This window comes from Streptomyces sp. NBC_01334, assembly GCF_035983595.1.
Lineage (GTDB): Bacteria > Actinomycetota > Actinomycetes > Streptomycetales > Streptomycetaceae > Streptomyces > Streptomyces coriariae.
Map to the genome: position 1 here is coordinate 7420788 of NZ_CP130718.1, position 24657 is coordinate 7445444.

A 24657-nucleotide genomic window follows, 5' to 3' on the forward strand; every position below is an offset into this window, starting at 1 on the left:
GCACCAGCCGGAGGCGATCCATGGAACAGACAGCGTTGCGTCCCAAGCCCATGCCCGGATCCGAGACCGGCGGCGGTGCCGGGCCGGGCGGCCAGGGTCGACGCCCGCACGCCGCGCGCCGCCGCGGCCGACGGCTGACGACCCTGCTGTTCGGCCTGTTCGCCGGCACCGTCCTGGTCCTGTCCGGCGTCGGACTCGGCACCGTGGGGGCGACCGTGATCGGCATGAGCAGACTGGCCGAGCTTCAGCGGCAGACCGGGCCGGGCGCACCGGACGCCGCGTCCACGCCGGGCCGAGCGGGCCCGGGCGACCCGGACGGTTCGCCCGGGTCGCCCGGGGCGGCCACCGCGTCCTCGCGCCCGCCGGACGCCACCCTGGGCCTGGAGGCCGTGGACGCGGAGAAGACGGGCGCCGAGATCGTCGCCGTCCACATCCCCGGCCCCGGCTACACGGCGGGCCTGGTCCGCGGCGACGTCCTGCTGAAGTTCGGCGGTACCAGGATCGACTCGGCGACGGACCTCGCCCGGGCGGTCGACGAGGCCCGACCCGGCAAGGAGGTAAAGCTGACGGTCCGTCACCGCGGCGGTGGATACGGGAGGTTGACGGTGCTGCCGGGCGTCGTCACGTGAGCGGGTGCCGACCCGGTCGCCCGCACCAAAGCGCCGCCGGCACCCGCCCCTCGGCACCGCAGGGCAAACCACTGGCCAGGACGGCCCCCGCCGCGTCACCATGAGCGCCATGCTGACCTCCCTGTTGGCCTTCCTGGGCGCCTGCACCCTCGTCGCCGCCTCACCCGGGCCGAGCACCGTGCTCATCGTCAAGCAGTCGCTGCGCAGCCGCCGCGCCGGCTTTCTGACGGTGCTCGGCAACGAGACCGGCGTGTTCGTCTGGGGCCTGGTCGCCGCGTTCGGCCTGACGGCCCTGCTGACCGCGTCCCAGGTGGCGTACGACGTGCTGCGCGTCGTCGGCGCCGTCGTGCTGGTGTGGTTCGGCGTCCAGGCACTGCGGCAGGCGCGCAGGACCGAGGAGGACGGCGCGTCGGTCGACGGCGGCCGGGAGGGCGTAGAGCAGAGCGGCCGGGCCTCCTACCGCAGCGGGCTGCTGCTGAACCTCGCCAACCCGAAGGCGGCCGTCTTCGCCCTGTCCTTCCTGCCGCAGTTCGTGCCGGAGGGCGCCCCGCACCTGTCGGCCATGGTGGGGCTCGCCGCGCTCTGGGCGCTCTACGAGGTCGGCTACTACGGTCTGTACGTGTGGTTCGTGGGCCGGATGAAGGCCGTCCTGTCCCGGGCCGGGGCACGTCGCCGCCTGGAGCAGGTCTCCGGCGGCGTCCTGCTGCTCCTCGGCCTGCGGATGGCCCTGGACGGCTGACCCGGGCCGGTCACCGCCCGAAACCCGTGTCGACCGGCTCGCGCGACCCCCGCCGTACGGGCAGGATGCTGCCCGTGGCCATCACGTCAGCGTCACCACGTCCGTCACACGTCAGTCGCCACGTCCTGTCTGGGAGGCCCGGATGACCGGCACCGCCAGCGCGCCCTTCACCGCCGACGACTACCGGGCCCGCATGGAGCGGGCCGCGCGCGAGGCCGCCGACGCCGGCCTCTCCGGACTCCTCGTGGCGCCCGGACCCGACCTCGTATGGCTCACCGGCTACGCGCCCACCGCCGCCACCGAACGGCTCACCCTGCTCGCCCTCGCCCCCGGCCGGGACCCCGTCCTCGTCGTGCCGACGCTGGAGGCCCCCGACGCCGCGAAGGCGGCCGGCGCCCCGGCGCTCACCCTGCGGGACTGGACCGACGGCAAGGACCCCTACGCGGTCACCGCCGCCCTCCTCGACACGGGCGGCCGTTTCGGGATCAGCGACAACGCCTGGGCGATGCACCTGCTGGGCCTCCAGAAGACCCTGCCCGCCACCTCCTGGGCCTCGCTCACCGAGGCCCTGCCGATGCTGCGCGCCGTCAAGGACGCGGCGGAGCTGGAGCTGATGGCGGCCGCGGGAGCCGCCGCGGACCGGGCGTTCGAGGAGATCCGGAAGGTTCCCTTCGCCGGGCGCAGGGAGTCGGAGGTCGGCGCCGACCTCGCCGGGCTGCTGCGCCGGTTCGGGCACTCCCAGGTCGACTTCACCATCGTCGCCTCCGGGCCGAACGGTGCCAACCCGCACCACGAGGTCGGCGACCGGGTCATCGAACGCGGCGACATGGTCGTCCTGGACTTCGGCGGCCTGAAGGACGGCTACGGCTCCGACACCTCCCGCACCGTGCACGTCGGTGAACCCACCGAGGAGGAGCGCCGGGTCCACGACCTCGTGAGAGAGGCCCAGGAGGCGGGCTTCCGGGCGGTCCGGCCGGGCGTCGCCTGCCAGGAGGTCGACCGGGCCGCACGCGCGGTCATCGCGGGCGCAGGCTACGGCGAGTACTTCATCCACCGCACCGGTCACGGCATCGGCGTCACCACCCACGAGCCGCCGTACATGATCGAGGGCGAGGAGCGGCCGCTCGTGCCCGGCATGTGCTTCTCCGTGGAGCCCGGGGTGTATCTGCCGGGCCGGTTCGGCGTGCGCATCGAGGACATCGTCACCGTCACCGAGGACGGCGGCCGCCGTCTCAACGACACCACCCGCGAGCTGGTCATAGTGGACTGACCCGCCTCCAGGAGTCCCCGGCACCCATCCGAACGGCAACGGCGCGACCATGACCCAGGCACCGACTCCCACCGCGGACACCGTCCGCCGACTGGTCCGCGCGCTCCTCGACGAGGGCGGCGCGGGCGGCTCCGGGCCCGAGGTCCGGCCCGTCGTCGAGGGCGGCTCGCCCTCCACCTGGTGGGTGGGCACCCGCCACGTGCTGCGTCTCGCGACCGACCGTGAGACGACCCTGCGGCGCCGCCGCGAACTGCGGCTGCGTGACCTCGTCCGCCCGCACGTCCCGGTCGCCGTACCCACCAGCGTCGCGCACGGTGAGTGGTCGCCCGGACTGATGTACACCCTCGACACCAAGCTGCCCGGCGGCACCGCCGAGGAGCACGACGTGTCGGCCGTCGGCGAGGCCGACCTCGCCGGACTGCTCCGGGGGCTGCGCGAGGTGCCGCCCCGGCAGGCCGAGGCGCTCGGGGTGCCGCGCACCGCCCCGCGCTCGCTGGAGGCGCTTCGGCGGATGGCGGTGGCCGCCGCCGGACGCCTCGCCCGCGCCGACGAGTTCGACCCGGCCCGCCTCCACCAGCTCACCTCGCCCGGCGCGGCCCAGCTCGCCGCCCAGCCCGGCACCGCCGTCCTCGTCCACCACGCCCTGCGGGGCGAGCACCTCGTGGTGAGCGCCGACGGCCGGGTGCGCGGTGTCCTCGACTGGACCGGCGCGGTCCTCGGGGATCCCGCCGAGGACATCGCCGGGCTCGCCCTCGCCGTCGGCTCCGGCGCCGCCGTCCGCGCCGCCACGCTCGCCGGCTACGGAGCCCGCCCCTGCCTGCGTGGCCTGTGGCTCGCCCGCTGCGACACCGTCGTCCGCCTCGCGGAACGCCTCGACCGCCGCACCACCGGCCCGCACGACGCCGAAGCGCTCACCCTCCCACGGGTCCGGCTGGGACGCGCCTGGGAGGCGATCCTGCTGGAGCGGGTGACGGAGTTCCGCGAGGAGGGCGAGGACGGCGGGGCCGACGAGGAGCGATGAGCGGACGCTGGGGGGCGGGGGACGGCCCTGCGGAGGAGGTGGCGGCCCCTCCGCCGGGCTGCCCCGCCGGATCTGCCTCAGTCCTGCTCCAGCACCACGCACGACTCGCCGGGCACGTGCAGCAGCCCGTCCCGGCCCGGCACGTCCACCGGATCCCAGGTGACGAGGACGCGGGCCGGACGCGGGCCCAGGGGGATCGCGGCCGGCTCCTTGCCGAGGTTGACGGCCACCCGGACATCACCGCGCCGGAACGCCAGCCAGCGGGCCTGCGCGTCGTGGGCGACCTTGATGTCGGCCAGATCCGGATCGGTGAGGTCCGCGGTCGCGTGCCGCAGCGCGATCAGCTCGCGGTACCAGGCCAGCACGCGCGCGTGGGGCTCGCGTTCCGGCTCGGACCAGTCCAGGCACGAGCGCTCGCGCGTCGCCGGGTCCTGCGGGTCGGGCACGTCCTCCTCGGCCCAGCCGTGCGCCGCGAACTCCCGCCGCCTGCCCCGCCGTACGGCCTCGGCGAGCTCCGGGTCGGTGTGGTCGGTGAAGTACTGCCAGGGCGTGCCCGCCGCCCACTCCTCGCCCATGAAGAGCATCGGCGTGAACGGCGAGGTCAGCGTCAACGCGGCCGCGCAGGCCAGCAGGCCGGGGGAGAGGGACGCCGAGAGGCGGTCGCCCTGGGCGCGGTTGCCGACCTGGTCGTGGGTCTGGCCGTACCCGAGGAGCCGGTGCGCGGGCACGCGGCTGCGGTCCAGCGGGCGGCCGTGGTGCCGGCCGCGGAAGCCGGAGTAGGTGCCGTCGTGGAAGAAGCCGCCGGTGAGGGTCTTGGCGAGCGCGGCGAACGGGGCGCGCGCGAAGTCGGCGTAGTACCCCTGGGACTCGCCGGTGAGCGCGGTGTGCAGGGCGTGGTGGAAGTCGTCGTTCCACTGCGCGTGCAGGCCCAGGCCGCCCGTCCGGCGGGGTGTGATCAGCCGCGGGTCGTTCAGGTCGGACTCGGCGATCAGGAACAGCGGCCGGCCGGTCTCCGCCGCGAGGGCGTCCACCGCCGTCGACAGCTCCTCCAGGAAGTGGCACGCGCGCGTGTCCGCCAGCGCGTGCACCGCGTCCAGCCGCAGCCCGTCGAGCCGGTAGTCGCGCAGCCAGGCCAGCGCGCTGCCCAGCAGATAGGCGCGCACCTCGTCCGAGCCGGGCGCGTCCAGGTTGATGGCGGCGCCCCACGGCGTGTGGTGCGTCTCGGTGAAGTACGGGCCGAACACCGGCAGGTAATTGCCGGACGGGCCGAGGTGGTTGTGCACCACGTCCAGGACGACGCCCAGGCCGAGCGCGTGGGCCCGGTCGACGAACCGCTTCAACGCCTCGGGACCGCCGTACGGCTCGTGGACCGCCCAGGGCGACACCCCGTCGTACCCCCAGCCGTGCCGACCGGGAAACGCACACAGCGGCATCAACTCGACGTGTGTGACACCGAGTTCGGCGAGATGGCCCAGACGCTCCGCGGCCGCGTCCAGCGTGCCCTCGGGGGTGTACGTGCCCACGTGCAGCTCGTACAGGACCGCGCCCGGCAGCGGTCGGCCTGACCACTCCGTACGCCACTCGTGGCGGGTCTGGTCGACGACCGCGCTCAGCCCGTCCGGGCCGTCCGGCTGACGGCGCGAGCGGGGGTCCGGGCGGACGGGCCCGTCGTCCACCGCGAACCCGTACCGCGTGCCGTCCGCGGCCTCCGCCTCACCGGTCCACCACCCCGCCCGCTCCGGATCGCGCTCCAACGCTCGGGTGACGCCGTCGCACTGGAGCGTCACACGTTCGGCCTGCGGTGCCCACACCTCGAACTGCACGAACGGTTCCCCTTCGTCTGCTCACCGTGATGTAGCCCGTCGCCTCCATCGTGCTCCACCCGAGATCAATCCGCTTTTGGAACACTCCCATTGGCGGCAGGCGGGCGGGCCGGGCGTTTTCGCGTCTTCTGGACACCCGGGGCCCGCTGACCGAGAATCAGCACCGTGACGTCGTCTTTCGAGTTCAACACGTACCCCGCGCGGTTGTCCGACGTGGAGCGCGACCGGGCGCTGAAGGTGCTGCGTGACGGCGTCGCCATGGGGCGACTGTCGCACGACACGTTCATCCGGCGCATGGAGCTGGCTCTCGTCGCCCGCCGCTCCGACGAGCTCGCCGTCCTCACCGCCGACCTGCCCCGGGAGAACCGCTTCTCGCGGGCCGTCTTCGGCACCGTCGAGGCGGTCTCCGGTTTCTCGGTCCGGCTGCGCAGGGCCTGGCAGGCCGAGCGGCTGCCCAAGCTGCTGCTGCCGCACCCCGGCACCGAGAGCGCGCTGCGCATCGGCCGCGACCCCGCGAGCGGCCTCAGGCTGACCCACGAGAGCGTCTCGCGGGTGCACGCCGAACTCAGCCGCCAGGGCGGGATGTGGGTCCTGCGCGACCTCGGCTCCACCAACGGCACCACGGTCAACGGACGTCGTGTCATCGGCGCGGCCGTGGTCCGCGAGGGCGACCAGGTCGCCTTCGGCCGCATGGCGTTCCGCCTCTCGGTGAACTGACCCACCGAACCGACCCACCGACCGGCTTGCCTCGCCGAGGTCTGTTGCGCCGACGGGCCGGACCGACCCGGACCGGCGCGCTGCCGGACCGGCTCGGCCTGCCGTGCGTCCGCTGGATCGGCCCGGCCCGCCGGCCTCCGGGACACGTGGGCCGTCCGCCGACCGCACCGGACTGCCACCGCCCTGCCCGGGCGCCGTCGACCCGTCGGCCGGGATGCGGCCCGTCGAACCATCGTGTCCCGGCTAGCCGACAGGACCCTCCAGCCCGCCCGAGTCGTCACGGTCCGCTCAAGTCCCCACGCTTACCGTGGTGTTGACGTACCCCCGGCCCATGACTCACTGTGCGTACACCAGACACACCAGGTGAACCGACGGCGCCGCCCTGTGGGAGGTGTGCCCTGCCGCCCCTCCTTCGCTACCCGACCGTGGACGAACTCGCCGCCCGTGCGGCCGCGCTCGCCGTCCGTGGTTCCGGGGACGTCCGGCTGCGCCGCGTCGGGGTCTCGCGCGCGGGCTCGCCGCTGTGGCTGCTCTCCGTCGGCCGGGGCGCCCGCCAGGTCCTCGTCGTCGCCGGACCGCACGCCAACGAGCCCGTCGGCGGCGCCACCGTCCTGCGGCTGGCCGAACGGGTCCTCGCCGACCCGCGGCTCACCGTCGGCGCCGACGCCACCTGGAACCTGCTGCTCTGCCTCGACCCCGACGGTCTGCGCCGCAACGAGGGCTGGCTGACCGGCCCCTACAGCCTCGGCCGCTACTTCCGTAACTTCTTCCGGCCCGGCTTCCTGGAGCAGCCCGAGTGGCTGCCCGACGGCGCGGCCGCGGCCGCGCTGCCGGAGACCCGTGCGCTGCTCCGGCTCCAGGACGAACTGAAACCCTTCTTCCAGTGCTCGCTGCACGGCGTCGACGTCGGCGGCGCCTTCGTGGAACTCACCCGCGACCTGCCCGGACTCTCCCGGCGGGTCGCCCATGCCGCCGCCCGGCTCGGCATCCCCCGCGAACTCGGTCCCTACGACACCCTGTACTGGCCGCGCCTGGGACCCGCCGTCTACCGGATCCCGCCACCGCGGCCGCGTGATCTGGCCGCCGCCATCACCGAGGCCGCCGTCGAGTCGACCTGGTACCACCCGCACCGGCACGGCACGGTCACCGCGGTCGTCGAGGCGCCCATGTGGGGCGTCGCCGCCGTCGAGGACGGCTCCCCGCCCGCCGACCGGGACGCGGTACTGCGTACGGTGAGCTCTGCCCTGCGCCATGACGCACAGTTGCTGGAACGTATCCTCGCGCGGGTACGGCCCCACCTCGCCGGCGCGCCCGACGCGGCCCGTCTGCTCGCCCCGGTCGACGACTATTTACTGGTCTGCCCCGGTCTCGCGGACGCCTGGGACCCCGCGACCGCCGACTCCGCCCGCCCGCTCCCCTCGCTCAGCACCGCCCATCTGACCGCCCTGCGCATCGCAGGCCGCCGGATCGCCGTCCGGACGGCGGGCCTGCTGCACCAGCTCGTCACCGGCGCCGGAAGGGACCCCGCCGGCGCGCTGCCGGAGCTGGACGCGCTCATCGACGCGTGGTGCGCCGGCTACCAGGAGGAGTGCGGGGCGCGCTGGATTCCCGTCGCACGCCAGGCGGAGTACCAGGCGCGGGTCGTGTTCGCCGCGTTCGAGCTGGCCGGCCGCCGCGCCGCCGAGCCCGCCGGTGCCCGTTCGGGTGAGTCGGACTGGGGTACACAGCGGGCCGTGCCGATGCATCGGGAATGACGTACTTCCTCACCTGTCTCCGGTCGGCGAAAGCCGTCCGACGCGCGCTCCCGGCCGCGGCCGCCCTCCTGCTCGCCGTCGGCGCCGCCCCGGCCCTCGCGGCCTCCCACGACGCCCTTCCCGGCAACTGGCTCCAGCTCACCGTCACCCGCGGCGACTCCCGCTCCAGCGACACCCGAGGCACCCTGCTGCTGTGCGACCCGCCCCAGGGTCACTCCCGTGCCGCGGAGGCCTGCGACGTCCTGGCGCGGGCCGACGGCGACGTCGACGCCCTCGCCGCGGAAGGCAACCGCATCTGCCCGCTCATGTACGCGCCGGTGACGGTCCGCGCGCAGGGGCAGTGGAACGGGCGCCCGGTCGACTACGAGCGGACCTTCGGCAACGACTGCGAGCGGGAGGCGCTGACGGGGGCGGTGTTCGCCCTGGACGACCAGGAGGTGCCCGAGGTCTGACCCGGCCAGGACGGCCGCGGGCACCCGGGCGTGCCCGCGGCCACCGCCCTGTCCGTCGTCCCGCCCGCCGGGCCGCCCGGCACGGCGGGCGGCATGGAGCCCGGCACGGCGCCTGTCGTCCCGCCCGTCAGGCCGCCTGGTCGCGCGCGTGCAGGGCCGCCGCGACGACCGTGCGGGACTGGTGCTCGACCTGGTGCTCCAAGGGCACCCAGCGGGCACGGAAGCGACAGGCGAAGGCGTCGCTCCAGGTCTCGACGAGCTGTTCCAGACGCGGGGCGGCGTGGTCGTCGCTCTCCTGGAGTACCCGCCACAGCATCGCGGCCGCCCGCAGGGGCAGCCGGCGGGCGAAGGCGTCCACGCTGCCGACGTACGCCATCGTCGTGTCGGCGGGCGGGGTGTCCGTCCAGTCCGCGGCCAGCCCGGGCACCAGCTCCAGCGCCCACTTCGCCGCCCGCAGCAGGGGCCCGTCGACGCCCTCCAGACGCGGCAGCGCCTCGACCAGCACCCGCTCCACCTCCGTGGTGTCCCGCAGCAGCCGCCGGGCCAGCCGCCGTATCGCCGCGGCCGGGGCGGGATGCGGGGCGGGGTCGTCCACCATGTCGCTCGCCCACATCGGCACCTCCACCACCGCGGTCAGACCGCCGTAGCGATGGGCGTGGTACCAGGTGCTGTGCCGTGCGTCGTCGGGCATGCTCGGGTACGCCGCCTCGGTCCCCGCGGCCGGCATCACGTGCACGCCGGGACCGGACGCGGGCCAGCCCGCCGCGTCGGACGCGCCCGTCTCCACCGGGATGTGCAACTGGGCCGCGGACTTGACGAACGGCTCGGCGAGACCGGGGATGTCCTTGGTCAGCTGCACCCAGCTGCCGCCCAGATCGGTGCCGTGCAGCGTCACCTGGAGGTAGGGCCGCAGCTCGTCGATGACCCGGGTCAGCGCGCGGGTCTCGGGAGGCAGCCGGTCCGGCGGCAGCACGGCGGGGGACCACTCCGGCTGCTCCGGACCGGCGGGCCGGAAGAAGCCGAGGTGGTACTCCAGCAGGCTGCGCGGCGCCGGGGTCACATGCAGGCTCGCCCCGTCGGGGTCCGCGCACAGCAGGAAGTGCCAGGACGTTCCGTCCCGCAACTCCCGCTCCTGTACGACCCGTTCGGCGAGTGCCAGCAGCGTCGAGCCCCCGGTCGGCTCGTTGGCGTGGGCGCCGGCGACGACGAGCACGGCCCGCCGGGCGTGTCCCACGGACAGCAGGTGCAGGGGTCGGCCCGCACGGGAGACCCCCACCTGCCGCAGCGCGCACATTCCGGGCTGGAACGCGGCCAACGCCCGGACAGAAAAAGTCAGTTCGGTCACAGTGGGGTAGCGCAGCTCCGGCAGGAGACTCACCCCCGTATTGGTCCGCCCGGCCTTCGCATCCGCAGTACCCCATGGTCTCTGTGAACTGTCAAGAACGCCTGGGGGGAGGCTCCAGGGGGCGCTCGGGTGCGTGCTCCGGCGGAGGGTACGACCGTCCGGCTTTCACTCCTCGTGCGCCCTCCCGGCTTCGGCGGGCCGGGCGGGCGGGGCCGGCGGGGCCGGTGGCCAGGGGACCTCGGCCAGGAGAGGGACGATCGTCTCCTCCTCGAAATCGAGGTGGGCGTTCAACTCCCGTGTCATGGCGTCCAGTTCGGTACGGAAGCGCTCGGGGTCGGCGATCGCGACGCCCGCCGTCAGGGTCACCAGTTCGTCCTGGATGCGCGCGACGGTGCGGTGTTCCTCGGTGAGCCGGGCGAAGGTGTCGGCCAGGTCGGGGTGGTGGCGGGCCATCGTGGGGAACACATGCGCGTCCTCGCTGACGTGGTGGAACCGCAGCGCCTGGCAGAACGCCAGACAGCGCTGCCGGATCTGCAGCCCGAGGCCCGGAGCGGGCGGCTCACCGGGCCCCTCGTGGGCCGCGCGGGCGGCGAAGTGGGCATCGGCCTGCGCCGCCACCTGACGCAACTGCCCGCGCAGCCAGGTGTGCACCTCCATGATCTTGTCGGCGAGGGTGCGGACCTCGCGGGGTCCTTCCCAGCCGTCGGGCTCGGCGGGCTCCAGCACGACGACGGGCAGGGAGTGGGCGGTGCGGGTCTGACGGTCGCCGTATCCGGGCGCTGTCCGCACGGCGTGTTCGAGGAGTTCCTCGCGCCGGGCCCCCTCGGCGGGGACCGCGAGCGCCTGGAAGGTCTCGGTGCCGAGTTCCACCCGCACCACGGGGTGGGCGAGCAGGTCGCGGTACCAGTCGGGATGGTTCGGGGCCCCGAGGTCGGACCCGACGACCAGGAGCGAGGCGCCGTGGCGGACGTAGCCGAGCGCAGTGGTCCGCTCGGTTCCCGACTCGGCGCCGGTGGTCGTCAGCAGGAGCAGGTTCCCCCCTTCGAAGGGGCCGGCGACCTTCCCGCCGTTGGCGCGGAACTGCTCGATGACGGATTCATTGAACGAGGTGGGCATACGGGTGGGTCTCTCCGGAGGTCACGGTGAGCGCGCGCACGGCACTCGGCGCATGGCACGCGGCACGCGGCACGCAGGAAGGTGCCGGGAAAGGTGAGGGGAAGGCGCGAAAGAGGAGACGCGCAGAGGCATCGCGCAGCCGATGTGCGTCAGCGCCGGGTCAGCTGCGGGGCGCGGAGTGTGAACTCATGGCGTGTCCCTCGAAGAAGGGTGCTCGCCCGACCGCCGGCCGGCCCACTGCTCTTTGACCGGCGTCACGCGACACCGCCTCCATTACATGCACCCGACCGTCACCTGTCAACGCCGGAGATCACCAACGGAAGTCAGCACCGGAGAACTACGCCGTAGACCAACGACGAAGCCCAACGCCGTGGACCAACCACCCCGCGGCCTCACTCCGCTCGCTCCAGCAACGCCACCGGCAGCTGCTCGAACAGTTCCGCCACGCGCGCGTGGCCCGTGAACTCCCGCTCGGGAGCCAGGACGTCGACCCACGTCCCCGGGGGCAGCGCCAGCCGGGTCTCGCGCCAGCCGCCCGCCTCCGCCAGCCGCAGCGACAGCCGCGTCACGGCCGTGACGACCCGGCCGGAGCGCGCGAACGCCAGACAGTGCGCCGCGGCCGCTCCCTCGGCGGGCAACGGCTCGTACCCCGCGGCGTCCCCGAAGACCTCCGGCCGCCGCCGGCGCAGCCGCAGCGCGGCCGCGGTCACCGTGCCCTTGACGCCGGGATCCTCCGGCGGGAACCGCACCGGGCGCCGGTTGTCCGGGTCCACCAGTGCCCGGTACTCGCTCTCCGTGCCCTGGTAGACGTCCGGTACCCCGGGCATCGTGAGGTGCACCAGTGCCGTACCGAGCACGTTCGCACGGATGTACGGCTCCAGTGCGCCGCGCAGCGCGGCCACCCGCTCGCCCGGCACCCCGCACGGTCCCGCCGCCACGAACGCGGCCACCGCCTCCTCGTACGCCGGCTCCTGCTCGGTCCAGCTGGTGTACAGGCCCGCCTCGCGCACGTGCTTGAGCAGCGCCTCCTGGACGCGCTCCGGGGCCGCCGGGCCGAGTCCGAAGACCGTCTGCCAGGCCGCCCACGCCAGCTGTCCGTCCGGTACGCCCTCCTCCGCGCGGGTGGCCTCCTCCAGGACGTCCGCCCAGCGCCCCGGGCACTCGGTGAGCACGGCGAGCGCGGCGCGCACGTCGGCGCTGCGCTTGGTGTCGTGCGTCGACACGACCGTCCCGGTGGCCGGCCAGTCGCGCTGCACGCGCGTGCAATAGGCGTGGAAGCCGGCCGGGGACATCCCCGGGTCGCCCGGGTCGCCGCCCACCTCGTTCGCCGCCGACAGCGGCACGTACCGGTAGAACGCCGTGTCCTCCACCGACTTGGCGCGCAGAGCGGACGCCGTCTGAGCGAACCGCGCCCGGAAGTCCGCCCCCGACTCCCCCTCCCCGCCGAGCACCAGCGCCCGCACCACGTCCACGGCGCCCGCCTCCTCCGGCACGACGAACGCCTGCCGCGCCTCGGCGGCCGCCTCCTCGGTGACGACGGCGGCCGGGTCGCCCGAGGTGTACGGCCGGTAGACCTCCAGCCGCACGAGCAGCTCCTCCAACGCCGTCCGCAGCGCCCACGGCGCCCGGTCGCGCAGGCCGAGGTCGTCCGACGCGGCGCACACCCGGGCCGCCGTCCGCGTCAGCCGCTCCGTCTCGGCCGCCAGCTCGTGCGTGACCACCTTGTACGCCGCCCGTCGCACCGTCGCCGCCCAGTCGCCGCCCCGGTCCGTCTGCGGGGCCGCGAAGCGCCGGTAGCGCTCCAGCAGCTCCCCGGCGCCCCGGGGGTCCGTGAAGAGGCCGTCGACGTGGCGCAGGGCGTCGTAGCCGGTCGTCCCGGCCACCGGCCAGGAGTCCGGCAGGTGTTCCCCGTCGGCCAGGATCTTCTCGACGACCGTCCAGCGGCCGCCGCTCGCCGTGTGCAGCCGCTCCAGGTAGGCGTCGGGGTCGGCGAGGCCGTCGGGGTGGTCCACCCGCAGCCCGTCGACGACGCCCTCGTGCAGCAGCCGCAGGATCGTGCCGTGGGTGGCCTCGAACACCTCCGGATCCTCCACCCGCACCCCGATCAGCTCGGAGATGCTGAAGAAGCGCCGGTAGTTCAGCTCGGTGCGGGCCAGCCGCCACCACACCGGCCGGTACCACTGGGCGTCCAGCAGCCGGGGCAGCGGCAGCCCCTCGGTGCCCTCGCGCAGCGGGAGGACGTGGTCGTGGTAGCGCAGGACGTCGCCGTCCACCCGCAGGTGTGCCAGCTCCGTCCCGACGGGGCCGCCGAGCACCGGGACCAGCACCTGGCCGCCCTGCGCCTCCCAGTCGATGTCGAACCAGCGCGCGTACGGCGACTTCGGCCCCTCGCGCAGCACCTCCCACAGGGCGCGGTTGTGACGCGGGGCCATCGCCATGTGGTTCGGCACGATGTCCACCACCAGCCCGAGCCCGTGCTCCCGCGCGGTGCCCGCCAGCGCCCGCAGCCCCTCCTCCCCGCCGAGCTCCGCACGCACGCGCGTGGGGTCCACGACGTCGTAGCCGTGCGGGGAGCCCGGCACGGCCTCCAGGACGGGGGACAGGTGCAGATGCGAGACGCCGAGCGAGGCCAGGTACGGCACGGCCGCCGTCGCCGCCTCGAACGGGAACTCGGGCTGGAGCTGCAACCGGTAGGTCGCCGTGGGCGGCACGGGAACGGAGGCGTCACGTCGCTCAGGGGTCATGACAACCTACGTACCCGTCCCACCGCGTTTCGTGTCACATCCCCCCTCCGGGCGGGTCGTTCCCGTGCCCACGGATCGGCTAGGTCGGCCGCTGGAGCACCGTCATGCTCCGGTCGACCAGTGTCAGCCGGGCCCCGGCCTGCACCTTCGGGCCCGCGCCCGGCGCCGGCGCCTCCGGGTTCCCGGTGTCCACGACCACCTGCCACTGCCGCCCGTGGTCGACCGGCACCACGAACTCCAGCGGCTTGGCGGAGGCGTTGAACATCAGCAGGAAGGAGTCGTCGGTGATCCGTTCGCCGCGCGCGCCCGGCTCGGAGATCGCGTTGCCGTTGAGGAACACCGACAGCGCGGACGCCTGTGCCCGGTCCCAGTCCCGCGGCGCCATCTCCTTGCCCTCGGGGGTGAACCAGGCGATGTCCGACAGCTCGTCGTGCGTGCCCTCCACCGGCCGGCCGTGGAAGAAGCGGCGCCGCCGGAAGACGGGATGCTCCTTGCGCAGCCACACCAGCGCGCGCGTGAAGTCCAGCAGCTCGCTGCCCTCCTCGGGCCACTGGACCCAGGCCAGCTCGCTGTCCTGGCAGTAGGCGTTGTTGTTGCCCTTCTGGGTGCGCCCGAACTCGTCCCCGTGGCTGATCATCGGAACGCCCTGGGACAGCATCAGCGTGGCGAGGAAGTTGCGCATCTGCCGGGCCCGCAGCTCCAGGACCCCGGGATCCTCGGTCGCGCCCTCCGCGCCGCAGTTCCAGGACCGGTTGTGGCTCTCGCCGTCCCGGTTGTCCTCCCCGTTGGCCTGGTTGTGCTTGTTGTTGTAGGACACCAGGTCGTGCAGGGTGAACCCGTCGTGGCAGGTCACGAAGTTGATGGAGGCCAGCGGGCGCCGGCCGTCGTCCTGGTAGAGGTCGGAGGAGCCGGTCAGCCGGGAGGCGAACTCGCCGACCGCGCGTGGCTCGCCCCGCCAGACGTCCCGCACGGTGTCGCGGTACTTGCCGTTCCACTCGGTCCACAGCGGGGGGAAGTTCCCCACCTGGTAGCCGCCCTCGCCCACGTCCCACGGCTCCGCGATCAGCTTCACCTGGGACACCACCGGGTCCTGCTGGACCAGGTCGAAGAACGACGACAGCCGGTCCACCTCGTGGAACTGCCGGGCCAGCGTCGCCGCGAGGTCGAAACGGAACCCGTCGACGTGCATCTCCAGCACCCAGTACCGCAACGAGTCCATGATCATCTGAAGCACGTGCGGGGACCGCATGAGCAGTGAGTTGCCGGTGCCCGTGGTGTCCATGTAGTAGCGGGGGTCGTCCGTCAGCCGGTAGTACGACTGGTTGTCGATGCCCCGGAAGGACAGCGTCGGGCCCAGGTGGTTGCCCTCGGCGGTGTGGTTGTAGACCACGTCGAGGATGACCTCGATCCCCGCCTCGTGCAGCGCCCGCACCGCCGACTTGAACTCCAGGACCTGCTGACCGCGGTCGCCCCAGGAGGCGTACGCGTTGTGCGGGGCGAAGAAGCCGATCGTGTTGTAGCCCCAGTAGTTGTTCAGGCCCATGTCGACCAGTCGGTGGTCGTTGACGAACTGGTGCACCGGCATCAGCTCCAGGGCCGTCACGCCGAGCTCCGTCAGGTGCTCGATGATCGCCGGGTGCGCGAGGGCCGCGTAGGTCCCGCGCAGCTCCTCCGGCAGCCCCGGGTGGCGCATCGTGAGGCCCTTCACATGGGCCTCGTAGATCACCGTGTGGTGGTACTCGGTACGCGGCCTGCGGTCGTCGCCCCAGTCGAAGTAGGGGTTGACCACGACCGACGACATGGTGTGGGGCGCCGAGTCGAGGTCGTTGCGCCGCTCGGGGGCGTCGAAGTGGTAGCCGTACACCTCCTCGCCCCACCGGACCGAACCGCTGATCGCCTTCGCGTAGGGGTCGAGCAGCAGCTTCGCCGAGTTGCAGCGCTGCCCGCGCGCGGGTTCGTAGGGGCCGTGCATCCGGAATCCGTACCGCTGTCCGGGCATGACACCCGGCAGGTACGCGTGCCGGACGAACGCGTCGCTCTCGCGCAGTTCCACCGCCGTCTCCGAGCCGTCGTCGTGCAGCAGACACAGCTCTACTCGGTCCGCGGCCTCCGTGAAGACCGCGAAGTTCGTGCCGGCGCCGTCGTACGTGGCACCGAGGGGATACGCCTCTCCAGGCCAGACCTGCATGGACACGACTCTTTCAGGTGTCTCGCCCCGTCGGGGGCGCCTTGACGTCGAGTCTCCAGGAAAGTGAGGGAACCACCTGTGACTTACGCCCCTCTTACCGAACGACCAGTGCACAGGACGACAGGTGACCCACGTCCTGTGCCGAACCAGTGGGGCAGAAACGTACTCCCGGGCAACAGGGGGAGTAGGGGGATTTTGTGCGCACGACAGTGCGCCGCCACCTGGGCAAGGTGGTGGCGGGTACGGCCATTGCGGTGGCCGCGACGGCCGTGATGGTGGGGATCACCCTGCCGGGTACGGCGGGGGCGGACGACACAGGAGGCGGCAAGGACGGGCGGAGCACCCGGCAGGCGGCCGGGCAGCAGCAGGGCGACGCGGCGGCGGCGGTACAGCCCGGTGTCGTCGAGGAGGCGCCCGCCGAGGGCACGAAGGGCGAGGGCCGCGACCCGCTCACCGACGACGAGATCACGCGGGTCGAGAAGATCGCGCTCAGCCGGCAGCAGTTCAACGCGAGTGAGGACGTGGACGGCGACCGCGGTCCGCAGCGCCTCGGCGTGGACCTCGCCGAGCCCGCGGCCGACGAGGTGGACGACCCGGACGCGCCCCGGCGCGCGGTGGTGTCGTTCTACGACTACAAGGGCGACGCGCTCGTCACCAAGACCGTCAACCTCGACACCGGCAAGGTCGAGGGCACCGGGACGCAGCACGGCGTCCAGCCGCCGCTCAGCGACGCCGAGCAGACCGAGGCCGCGAGCCTGCTGATCGCCGACCCGCTCGGCGCGGGCCTGAAGGCCGACTTCAAGGACGCCACCGGCAAGCAGCTCACCTCCCCGGACCAGCTGCAGCTCGCGTCCATGATCTACCGCGCGGTGCCGGGCGCCGAGCCCGCCGTCCTCGACAAGTGCGGGGAACACCGCTGCGTCCGGCTGCTGCCGAAGGTCAAGAACGGCCCGTGGATCGACGCCCGGTCCCTGGTGATCGACCTCAGCACCCGCAAGGTCGCCCGGCTCACCGGCTGATCACCGACTGCATCCGTAGCAGGCCCACCTCCACGTCCGTTTTCCGACCTGCTTCCCGGAGCGGGAGGCAAAGGGAGTCATGTCCTCATGCGTGTTCCGAATCTGATCGACGGCCTCCGGCCGCAGGGCACCGGCCGTGCCCGCAGGGGCGCGGCCGTCGGCCTCTGTGTGGCCGCGCTGGCCGCCGGCGCGGCCGCCGGAGCCGGTCCGGCCGCCGCCCAGCCGAAGGCGGCCCCCGCGGCGGCCGCCGACTGCAGCGCCGCCTACCGCATCGAACAGAAGCTCGCCACCGGCACGACCTGGCGCATGTGCTGGCGCTTCGAGGCCAAGTCCGGCCTGGTGCTGGAGAAGGTCTCCTACCAGCCGCCCGGCGAGGCCAAGCCGATCAGGGTCCTCAACAGCGCCAAGATCGCCCAGATCCACGTGCCGTACGACGACGGCAAGAACGAGTACAACGACATCACCGACTACAACTTCGGCTCGGGCCTGGTCAACATGGCTCCCGCCGAGTGCCCCGGCGGCACCATCAGGACGGTGAAGGTCCCGGAGTCCTTCTCCGACAACCCGAACGTCAAGGGCCTGTGCACCACGACCCGTTCGCGCGGCCACGCCTACCGCATGCAGTCCGACACCGGCAACAAGGTCTTCCAGGCCCAGGGCAAGGACCTGCTGATCTACACCGTCAACAAGGTCGGCTGGTACGAGTACATCACCGAGTGGCGCTTCTCCGACGACGGCGCCGTCAACATGAACGTCGGCGCCACCGGCAGCCTCTCGCCCTTCGACTACGACGCCGGGGACGGCCGCGGCTGGCCGATAGGCAAGGGCGCCAAGTCCTATGCCACCAGCCACAGCCACAACGTCTTCTGGCGGCTGGACTTCGGCCTCGACGGCTCCTCGGCCACCAAGGTCGAGCAGTACGACTCGGTGGTCAGCCCGCCCGCGGGCGGACAGCAGGGCCCGACCGCCAAGACCACCCGGACGCCCGTCACCAAGGAACTCGCGGGCGACGCCCAGAACATGCGCTGGTGGCGGGTGGTCAGCGCGACCGGCAAGAACAAGGACGGCCACGCCCGCTCCTACGAGCTCGTCCCCGGCGCCACCACCAAGTACTCGGGACGCCGGTTCACCCAGCACGACGTCTACTTCACCCAGTACAACCAGTGCGAGCAGTACGCCAGCAACAACGTCCGCGACTGCGGCAGCCCCCTGCACGGCACCTCCGTCGACAAGTGGGTGAACGGACAGACCCTCACCCACCCCGTGACCTGGGTGAACGTGGGCTTCCACCACATCGCCCGGGACGAGGACCAGCAGCCCATGCCGGTCCACTGGCAGGGCTTCTCGCTCGTCCCCAGGGACGTCACCGCTATGAATCCGCTCACTCCGTCCGCGCTGGCGGGACAGAACGGTCAGTCGAACAGCGGTAGTTGAGAAACGACCTGTCCATCCGGCTGCACCGCCCGCCGCTCCCGGAGTACCCTTCCTTGATCGTTGGGACGGGGATGCTCGGGGGAGCGGAAGGCGGTGCGCGGGTGGGCTCGGGAGGGCTGGAGCTGCCCCCTGGTGACGAGGGTCACGAGGGGGGCTCCGCAGACGTCCCGCCCGGCACGGTGTCCCTGGCCCGGCCGATGGAGACGAACGCCATCGGACCGGAGCTGGACTGGGACGCCGAAGCCTGGCGCGAGGTGCGCACCCGCGCGCAGCGGGCCGGCCGGGCCTACATCTGGCTGAACCTCGTCGAACAGCGGCTGCGCGCCGTCGTGGCCGCCGTGCTGCGGCCCATCTACGAACCCGTCCACGGCGACGAGTGGGTGGTCGCCGCGGCCGGACCCGCCGGCCAGGAGTGGGTGCAGCGCGCGGTCGCCGTACGCGAAGTCAGCCGCCGCAAGGGCTACTTGCTGGACCCGGCCGACGACAACGTCATCTCCTTCCTCACCCTGCCGCAGCTGCGCGAGCTGATGGTGCAGCACTGGCCGTGCTTCGAGCCGTACTTCGACGACCGCCGGGACGTCGAACTCGCCCTGGACGAGCTGGAGGTGACCCGCAACGTCGTCTCCCGCAACCGAGCCCTGTCCGAGGCCGTCCTCGGTCAGGCCGAGCGGGCCTCCGCGCGCCTGCTGGAGATGCTCGGCACCAGCGGCGACGTGCCCTCGGCGCGCCGGCTGCGCGTCGACGCCGTCGAGGACCTCGTCGGCGACCGGTACGCGGACGTGGTCGCCGTCCACTCCGACCGGGTGCGGCTGCTGCGCCGGTTCCCCGCCGAGGACATCTTCGACGGCGCCCGCCGCCTCGACGCCATCGGCATCGGCCTCAACCTGCTCGTGCAGAACTTCTCCGGCCGCCGCCTGGTCCGCCTCGCCGAGGCCGGCGCCCGTGTCCGGCTGCTCTTCCTCAACCCGGCCTCCAGCGCGGTCAAGCGCCGCGAGCGCGAACTCGGGATGAAGCGGGGCGAGTTGAGCCGTGCGGTGGAGATGAACATCCTGCACATGCGCCGGGTCCGCGCCCGGCTGCGCGACCCGGGCGCCTTCCAGATCCAGGTGTACGACGAGACGCCCCGCTTCACCGCCTACCTGGTCGACGGCGACGGCACCGACGGCATCGCCGTGATCCAGTCCTATCTGCGGCGGATGCGCGGCATGGAGGCGCCGGTGCTGGTGCTGCGCAACGGCAACCGGGTGGTCAAGCCGGGCGAGACCGATGACGGCGGACTTTTCTCCGCATACCGCGAGGAGTTCGAACTGGCCTGGGCGGACTCGCGGCCGGTGTCCTGAATTATCCGTTTGGCCGGGCGGGCAAGCGGAACGCGATCCTCTGATTGTCAGTGGTGCATGCGAGGGTGGAGACCACTGGGGGAAAGCACCACCAAGAAGGGGGGCCACCATGGCCTGGTACCGGGAGCTGCTTGTCGGCTTCGACCTGGAGACGACCGGGACGGACCCGCGCGAGGCGCGCATCGTCACGGCAGCCGTGATCGAGGTCAGGGACGGGCAGGTCCTGGGACACCGCGAGTGGCTGGCGGACCCGGGCGTGGAGATCCCGGCCGACGCCGTCGCGGTGCACGGGATCAGCAACGAGCGGGCCGCCGGCGAAGGCGCCCCCGCAGACCGGGTCGCCGACGCGATAGCCGACGTCCTCGCGGGCTACTGGCGCACCGGCGTCCCGGTCGTCGCCTACAACGCCGCCTTCGACCTGACCCTGCTCTCCGCCGAACTGCGGCGCCACGGCCTGCCCTCGCTGCGCGACCGCCTGGGCGGCCTGGATCCGGCGCCGGTCGTCGACCCGTACACCATCGACCGCTCGGTCGACCGCTACCGGCGCGGCAAGCGCAACCTCGAGGCGGTCTGCGCCGAGTACGGCGTCCTCCTCGACTCCGCGCACGACGCCTCGGCCGACGCCCTCGCGGCGGCCCGCCTCGCCCGCGCGATAGCCGGCCGCCACCCCAAGGTCGCGGCCCTCGGCCCGGCGGAGCTGCACCGCCGCCAGATCGAGTGGTACGCCGAGTGGGCGGCGGACTTCCAGAGCTTCCTGCGCCGCAAGGGGGACGCGGACGCGGTGATCGACGGCGCCTGGCCGGTGCGGGAGCCGGCGGAGAAGACCCTCTGACGCGCCCGCGACCCCGACCCGACCGCCTTCACCGGCCGTCGGACGGGGACCTCTCGGAGAGGGATCTGTCGGACGGGGAGCTGCCGCACGGGGACCCGTCGGCGTCCTTCCCGAGCCGGGCGGCGGCCCGCCACGCCCGCAGCACCCGGATCAGAACGGATACCACCGCACCGCCTCGTCCCCGTCCCGCAGCGACGCCACCCGGCGCCGGAACTCCGCCAGCGCCTTGGGGTCGGCGGGCGCGTGCTGGGCGACCCAAGCGCAGCTCGCGGTCTCGCGGGCGCCCCGCAGGACCGTGCAGCCCGCCCACTCCCGCACGTCCCAGCCGTAGGCCTCGGTGAAGGTGTCGTAGGCCTCTGCGGGCAGCCCGTACCGGTCGCGGGAGAGCGCCATGACCACCAGGTCGTGCTCGCGCAGATCGGCCGAGACGGTCTCCAGGTCGACCAGGACCGGGCCGTCGGGCCCGATGTGCACATTGCGGGGCAGCGCGTCGCCATGGATCGGGCCGGGCGGCAGGTGCGGGGTGAGCGCGGCGGCGGCCGTGGCGAAGCCGTCCCGGCGCTCGCGCAGATACGCCGCGTCCGCCGGGTCGATCGCGTCGCCCGCGAGCCGCAGCCAGCGCTCGACGCCCGACAGCAGATCACGCGCGGGCAGGCCGAAACCGGGGGTGGGCAGCTCGTGCACGAGACGCAGGAGTTCGGCCAGATCCCGTGGCTCGGCGGGCCGCACGGGGTCGGGCAGCCGGTGCCACAGGGTCACCGGGTGCCCCTCGACGAGCAGCGGCTCCGGCTCGGCGGCCCGCACCGCCGGGACACCCGCCCCGGCCAGCCAGGCGGCGACCTCCAGCTCGCGCCGGGCCCGGTCGAGGAGTTCGGCGTCACGGCCCACCTTCACCACCAGGTCACCGGCGGCGAACACCGCGTTCTCGCCCAGGGCGAGGAGCCGCGCATCCGCCACCGGGCCCGGCAGCACGTCCGCCGCGCCGAGTACGTCCCGCGCCCGTGCCTCGTCCATCGTCCGCCTCCGTGTGGTGCGCCGCCCGACCCCGCCGGCCGGCGTTGCGATCCGGCCATCCGACGGCCAGTGTCGCATTCGCACAGATCGGGCCGTGCGCACGGTCTCTTGACGGGGTACAGCACCTTCACGACCATGGCGGGGCCCGTCACAGCCGCGGGAAGGGGGCCGATCCGGTGTCGTTGGCGACCGAGAAGAGACGGACCGTGCGACGCGCGTCCGGTACCGGCCCGCCGCGCGGCACCACGGGCCACGGCGCGTGGTTCCTCGTCCTCCCCGCCCTGATCCCCGTGCTGGCCCTGAGCGTCGGCCCGCTGCTGTACGGGATCCTGCTGGCGTTCACCGACGCCCAGTCGGGCCGCACCGCGCCCACCCGGTGGATCGGCGTCCTCAACTTCTCCGACCTGCTGCACGACACGCTGTTCTGGGAGTCGTTCCGGATCGGCCTGGTCTGGGCGGTCGGGGTGACCGTCCCGCAGTTCCTGCTCGCCCTCGGCCTCGCCCTGCTTTTGAACGAGGACCTGCGGCTGCGCTGGCTGGCCCGCGCTCTCGCGATCATCCCCTGGGCGATGCCCGAGGTCGTGGTCGGCGTCATGTGGCGGCTCGTCTACAACCCGGACGCCGGCATCCTCAACGAGACCCTGCGCGACCTGGGTCTGGGGGAGGGGCGGGACTGGCTCAGCGGACTGGCGACCGCCCTGCCCGCGGTGATCGTCGTGGGCGTGTGGGCGGGCATGCCGCAGACGACGGTCGCCCTGCTCGCCGGCCTCCAGAACACCCCGAGGGAACTGCACGAGGCGGCCGCGGTGGACGGCGCGGGCTCCTGGCGCCGCTTCCGGACGGTCACCTGGCCCGCCCTGCGGCCCATCGCCCTCGCCATCACGGCCCTCAACTTCATCTGGAACTTCAACTCCTTCGCCCTGGTCTATGTGCTGACCAACGGCGGACCCGGCGGCCGCACCCGGCTGCCCATGCTCTTCGCCTACGAAGAGGCCTTCCGCTACGGCCAGTTCGGCTACGCGGCGGCGATGGGCTGTGTGATGGTCGCGGTGATCTCGGTGTTCCTGGCCCTGTTCCTGGTGGGCCGGATCAGGGGAGGTGACGACGCGTGAGGACCAGCCCCGCGGCCCGGGCCGGCCAGTACGCGGCCCTGCTCGGCTACCTCGTCTTCCTCGCCCTCCCCTTCCTCTGGCTGCTCTCCGTCGCCTTCAAGCCCGCGCGCGAACTGGGCAGCCTGCACCCCACCTGGATCCCGAAGCACCCCACCCTCGCCAACTTCCGCCAGGCGTTCGACGAACAGCCCCTGCTGCACGCCGCGTTCAACTCCCTGATCGCCGCGGTGAGCGCCGCCGTGATCGCGGTGGCCCTCGCCACCCCGATGGCGTACGTCATGGCCCGGCAGCGCACCCGGCTCGCGCGGGCCGCGTCCGGGTGGGTGGTGGTCAGCCAGGCCTTCCCGTTCGTGCTGGTGATCATCCCGCTGTTCCTGGTGCTGAAGAACCTGCGGCTGATCGACTCCGTGCCGGGGCTGGTGATGGTGTACGTGGTGTGGGCGCTGCCCTTCGCGCTGTGGATGCTCGTCGGATACGTCCGGGCCGTTCCCGTCGAGCTGGAGGAGGCGGCCGCGATCGACGGCGCCGGGCGGCTGCGGACACTGGTCTCGGTGACGGCGCCGCTGCTCGCTCCCGGGATCGTGGCGACGGCGCTGTTCGCGTTCGTCACGGCGTGGAACGAGTTCTTCTTCGCGCTGGTGCTGCTGAAGACCCCGGAGAAACAGACCCTGCCGGTCGTCCTGACCCACTTCATCGGCACGGAGGGCGTCGCCGACCTGGGCCCGCTGGCCGCCGCCGCCTTCCTCGCCACCCTCCCCTCGCTGGTCGTCTTCGCGATCGTCCAGCGCCGGATCACGGGCGGCATGCTCGCCGGGGCGGTGAAGAGCTGATGCGGACCAGAGCGCTGATCGTGGCCGTCCTGCTGCTGCTCGCGGGCTGCACCGCCGACGCCGGGGACGACGGTGGCCCCGTCACCCTCCGCTTCCAGTCCCTGGCGTGGCAGGAGGAGTCCGTCCAGGCCAACAAGGACCTGGTGAAGGAGTGGAACGCCACCCACTCCGACGTCAAGGTCGACTACGTACAGGGGAGTTGGTCGAGCGTCCACGACCAGCTGCTCACCTCCTTCGAGGGCGGCGAGGCCCCCGACATCATCCACGACGCCTCCGACGACCTCGCCGACTTCGCCTACGGCGGCTACCTCGCCGACCTGACCGGTCTGCTGCCCGCCCGTCTCACGTCGGACATCCCGCGGCGCAGTTGGGAGACGACGACCTTCGGCGACGGCGTCTACGGCGTGCCGTTCCTCCAGGAGCCGCGTGTCCTCGTCGCGAACGCCACCTGGCTGAAGCGCTCCGGGGTTCGGATCCCGACCCCCGAACACCCCTGGAGCTGGGCGGAGTTCCGGAAGATCACGCAACAGCTCAGCGGCGACGGGAAGTACGGCGTGGCCTGGCCGCTGAAGGAGCCCGTCTCCGCCACCCTCAACCTCTCCCTGTCGGCGGGCGGACAGCTCTTCCACCGGGGAGCGGACGGAAAGGTCACCGTCCGCTTCGAGGCCGGCGACGAGGTCGTACCGCGCACCGTCCACGACCAGGTCGACACCGACCGCAGCGCCTCGCCCACGACGCTGGGCAGCGGCGGCTCGGACACCCTGCCGGGGTTCTTCGGCGGCCGGTACGCGATGGTCCCGCTCGGCTTCTCCTACCGTCAGCAGATCGTGCAGCAGGCGCCCGAGGGATTCGACTGGCAGGTGCTGCCTGCCCCGGCGGGCGCCGACGGACTCGCCCAGGGGGTCAGCCCGCAGACGCTGTCCGTCGCCGAGGACAGCCCGCACAAGAAGGAGGCGGCGGCGTTCATCGACTTCCTGCTCCGGCCGAAGAACATGGTGCGCCTCGCGCTGGGCGACTGGATGCTGCCGACCGGCACGCAGGCCCTCGCCGACCCCGCCCTCCACACGACGAAGGACGACTGGGCGACCGGCACCGCCCTCGCCGAACACCTGCGCCCGGCGCCCGCCCAGTCCGTGCGGGGCTATGCCGAGTGGAAGGACAAGGTCGCCACCCCCGCGTTCCAGGAGTACTACAGCGGGGCGATCGGTCTCGGTGAACTGCGCGAGCGGCTCGAGGACGACGGCAACCTGGTGCTGGCGCGCTACCAGCGGTGAACGG

General features: G+C 73.1%; 20 protein-coding genes. 14 read left to right on the forward strand and 6 right to left on the reverse strand.

Going from position 1 to position 24657, the window contains the following annotated elements; genetic code table 11:
* Window positions 1-20: 20 nt before the first annotated feature.
* From OG736_RS33260 to OG736_RS33275, 4 genes are all read left to right on the forward strand, one after another.
* Window positions 21-629 carry a PDZ domain-containing protein gene (locus tag OG736_RS33260; protein ID WP_327185654.1) on the forward strand — a complete coding sequence of 203 codons (609 nt, stop codon included), beginning with the start codon at window positions 21-23 and terminating at the stop codon, window positions 627-629.
* Between the two features lie 109 nt (window positions 630-738).
* On the forward strand, window positions 739-1368 hold the full coding sequence (locus OG736_RS33265) for a LysE family translocator (RefSeq protein ID WP_327185655.1): 630 nt from the start codon (window positions 739-741) through the stop codon (window positions 1366-1368).
* A 142-nt stretch (window positions 1369-1510) separates the two neighbouring features.
* Entirely contained in the window at window positions 1511-2638 is a 1128-nt protein-coding gene (locus tag OG736_RS33270) for a M24 family metallopeptidase (RefSeq protein WP_327185656.1), read from the forward strand.
* A 49-nt stretch (window positions 2639-2687) separates the two neighbouring features.
* Window positions 2688-3659, forward strand: coding sequence for an aminoglycoside phosphotransferase family protein (locus tag OG736_RS33275; protein ID WP_327185657.1), 972 nt, complete (start codon window positions 2688-2690; stop codon window positions 3657-3659).
* A 77-nt stretch (window positions 3660-3736) separates the two neighbouring features.
* Here the strand turns inward: OG736_RS33275 and treZ are convergent, their stop codons facing one another.
* Window positions 3737-5482 carry a malto-oligosyltrehalose trehalohydrolase gene (treZ, locus tag OG736_RS33280; RefSeq protein WP_327185658.1) on the reverse strand — a complete coding sequence of 582 codons (1746 nt, stop codon included), beginning with the start codon at window positions 5480-5482 and terminating at the stop codon, window positions 3737-3739.
* 165 nt (window positions 5483-5647) lie between these two features.
* Between treZ and OG736_RS33285 the strand changes: the two genes are divergently transcribed.
* The 3 genes from OG736_RS33285 (at window position 5648) to OG736_RS33295 (ending at window position 8405) form a co-directional block, all read left to right on the forward strand.
* A complete protein-coding gene (locus tag OG736_RS33285; RefSeq protein ID WP_327185659.1) occupies window positions 5648-6199 on the forward strand; it encodes an FHA domain-containing protein in 552 nt (183 codons plus the stop codon).
* Window positions 6200-6624: 425 nt separating this feature from the next.
* Window positions 6625-7953 (forward strand): M14 family zinc carboxypeptidase, encoded by a 1329-nt coding sequence (locus tag OG736_RS33290; RefSeq protein ID WP_327185660.1) that lies wholly within the window; start codon window positions 6625-6627, stop codon window positions 7951-7953.
* Window positions 7950-8405, forward strand: coding sequence for a subtilase-type protease inhibitor (locus tag OG736_RS33295; RefSeq protein WP_327185661.1), 456 nt, complete (start codon window positions 7950-7952; stop codon window positions 8403-8405). The genes OG736_RS33290 and OG736_RS33295 overlap by 4 nt, the downstream gene beginning before the upstream one ends.
* A 127-nt stretch (window positions 8406-8532) precedes the next feature.
* On the opposite strand, the gene OG736_RS33300 is transcribed toward OG736_RS33295, so the two are convergent.
* From OG736_RS33300 to glgX, 4 genes are all read right to left on the reverse strand, one after another.
* Window positions 8533-9783: a M14 family zinc carboxypeptidase gene (locus tag OG736_RS33300; RefSeq protein WP_327185662.1), complete on the reverse strand. Its 1251-nt coding sequence runs from the start codon at window positions 9781-9783 to the stop codon at window positions 8533-8535.
* A gap of 132 nt (window positions 9784-9915) precedes the next feature.
* Complete coding sequence (locus OG736_RS33305; protein ID WP_327185663.1) at window positions 9916-10866, reverse strand: nitroreductase/quinone reductase family protein; 951 nt, start codon at window positions 10864-10866, stop codon at window positions 9916-9918.
* Between the two features lie 392 nt (window positions 10867-11258).
* On the reverse strand, window positions 11259-13610 hold the full coding sequence (gene treY, locus OG736_RS33310) for a malto-oligosyltrehalose synthase (RefSeq protein ID WP_327185664.1): 2352 nt from the start codon (window positions 13608-13610) through the stop codon (window positions 11259-11261).
* Between the two features lie 79 nt (window positions 13611-13689).
* Complete coding sequence (gene glgX, locus OG736_RS33315) at window positions 13690-15798, reverse strand: glycogen debranching protein GlgX (protein WP_327185665.1); 2109 nt, start codon at window positions 15796-15798, stop codon at window positions 13690-13692.
* 197 nt (window positions 15799-15995) lie between these two features.
* Between glgX and OG736_RS33320 the strand changes: the two genes are divergently transcribed.
* From OG736_RS33320 to OG736_RS33335, 4 genes are all read left to right on the forward strand, one after another.
* Entirely contained in the window at window positions 15996-16817 is an 822-nt protein-coding gene (locus OG736_RS33320) for a Tat pathway signal sequence domain protein (RefSeq protein ID WP_327185666.1), read from the forward strand.
* 87 nt (window positions 16818-16904) lie between these two features.
* On the forward strand, window positions 16905-18251 hold the full coding sequence (locus OG736_RS33325) for a copper amine oxidase (protein WP_327185667.1): 1347 nt from the start codon (window positions 16905-16907) through the stop codon (window positions 18249-18251).
* A 71-nt stretch (window positions 18252-18322) separates the two neighbouring features.
* Complete coding sequence (locus OG736_RS33330) at window positions 18323-19591, forward strand: DUF5919 domain-containing protein (protein ID WP_327187771.1); 1269 nt, start codon at window positions 18323-18325, stop codon at window positions 19589-19591.
* Window positions 19592-19700: 109 nt separating this feature from the next.
* Window positions 19701-20423, forward strand: coding sequence for a 3'-5' exonuclease (locus tag OG736_RS33335; RefSeq protein ID WP_327185668.1), 723 nt, complete (start codon window positions 19701-19703; stop codon window positions 20421-20423).
* A gap of 150 nt (window positions 20424-20573) precedes the next feature.
* Here OG736_RS33335 and OG736_RS33340 read toward each other — a convergent pair whose 3' ends face one another.
* A complete protein-coding gene (locus OG736_RS33340) occupies window positions 20574-21437 on the reverse strand; it encodes a phosphotransferase enzyme family protein (RefSeq protein ID WP_327185669.1) in 864 nt (287 codons plus the stop codon).
* Window positions 21438-21613: 176 nt separating this feature from the next.
* On the opposite strand from OG736_RS33340, the gene OG736_RS33345 reads away from it, so the two are divergent.
* From OG736_RS33345 to OG736_RS33355, 3 genes are read left to right on the forward strand one after another with little or no spacing between them, the layout of a single operon-like run.
* Window positions 21614-22549 carry a carbohydrate ABC transporter permease gene (locus OG736_RS33345; RefSeq protein WP_442817105.1) on the forward strand — a complete coding sequence of 312 codons (936 nt, stop codon included), beginning with the start codon at window positions 21614-21616 and terminating at the stop codon, window positions 22547-22549.
* Window positions 22546-23379, forward strand: coding sequence for a carbohydrate ABC transporter permease (locus tag OG736_RS33350; RefSeq protein WP_327185671.1), 834 nt, complete (start codon window positions 22546-22548; stop codon window positions 23377-23379). The genes OG736_RS33345 and OG736_RS33350 overlap by 4 nt, the downstream gene beginning before the upstream one ends.
* Window positions 23379-24653, forward strand: a complete 1275-nt coding sequence (locus tag OG736_RS33355; protein ID WP_327185672.1) for an ABC transporter substrate-binding protein — start codon at window positions 23379-23381, stop codon at window positions 24651-24653. Before OG736_RS33350 ends, OG736_RS33355 begins: the two co-directional genes overlap by 1 nt.
* The last annotated feature ends 4 nt before the right edge of the window (window positions 24654-24657 follow it).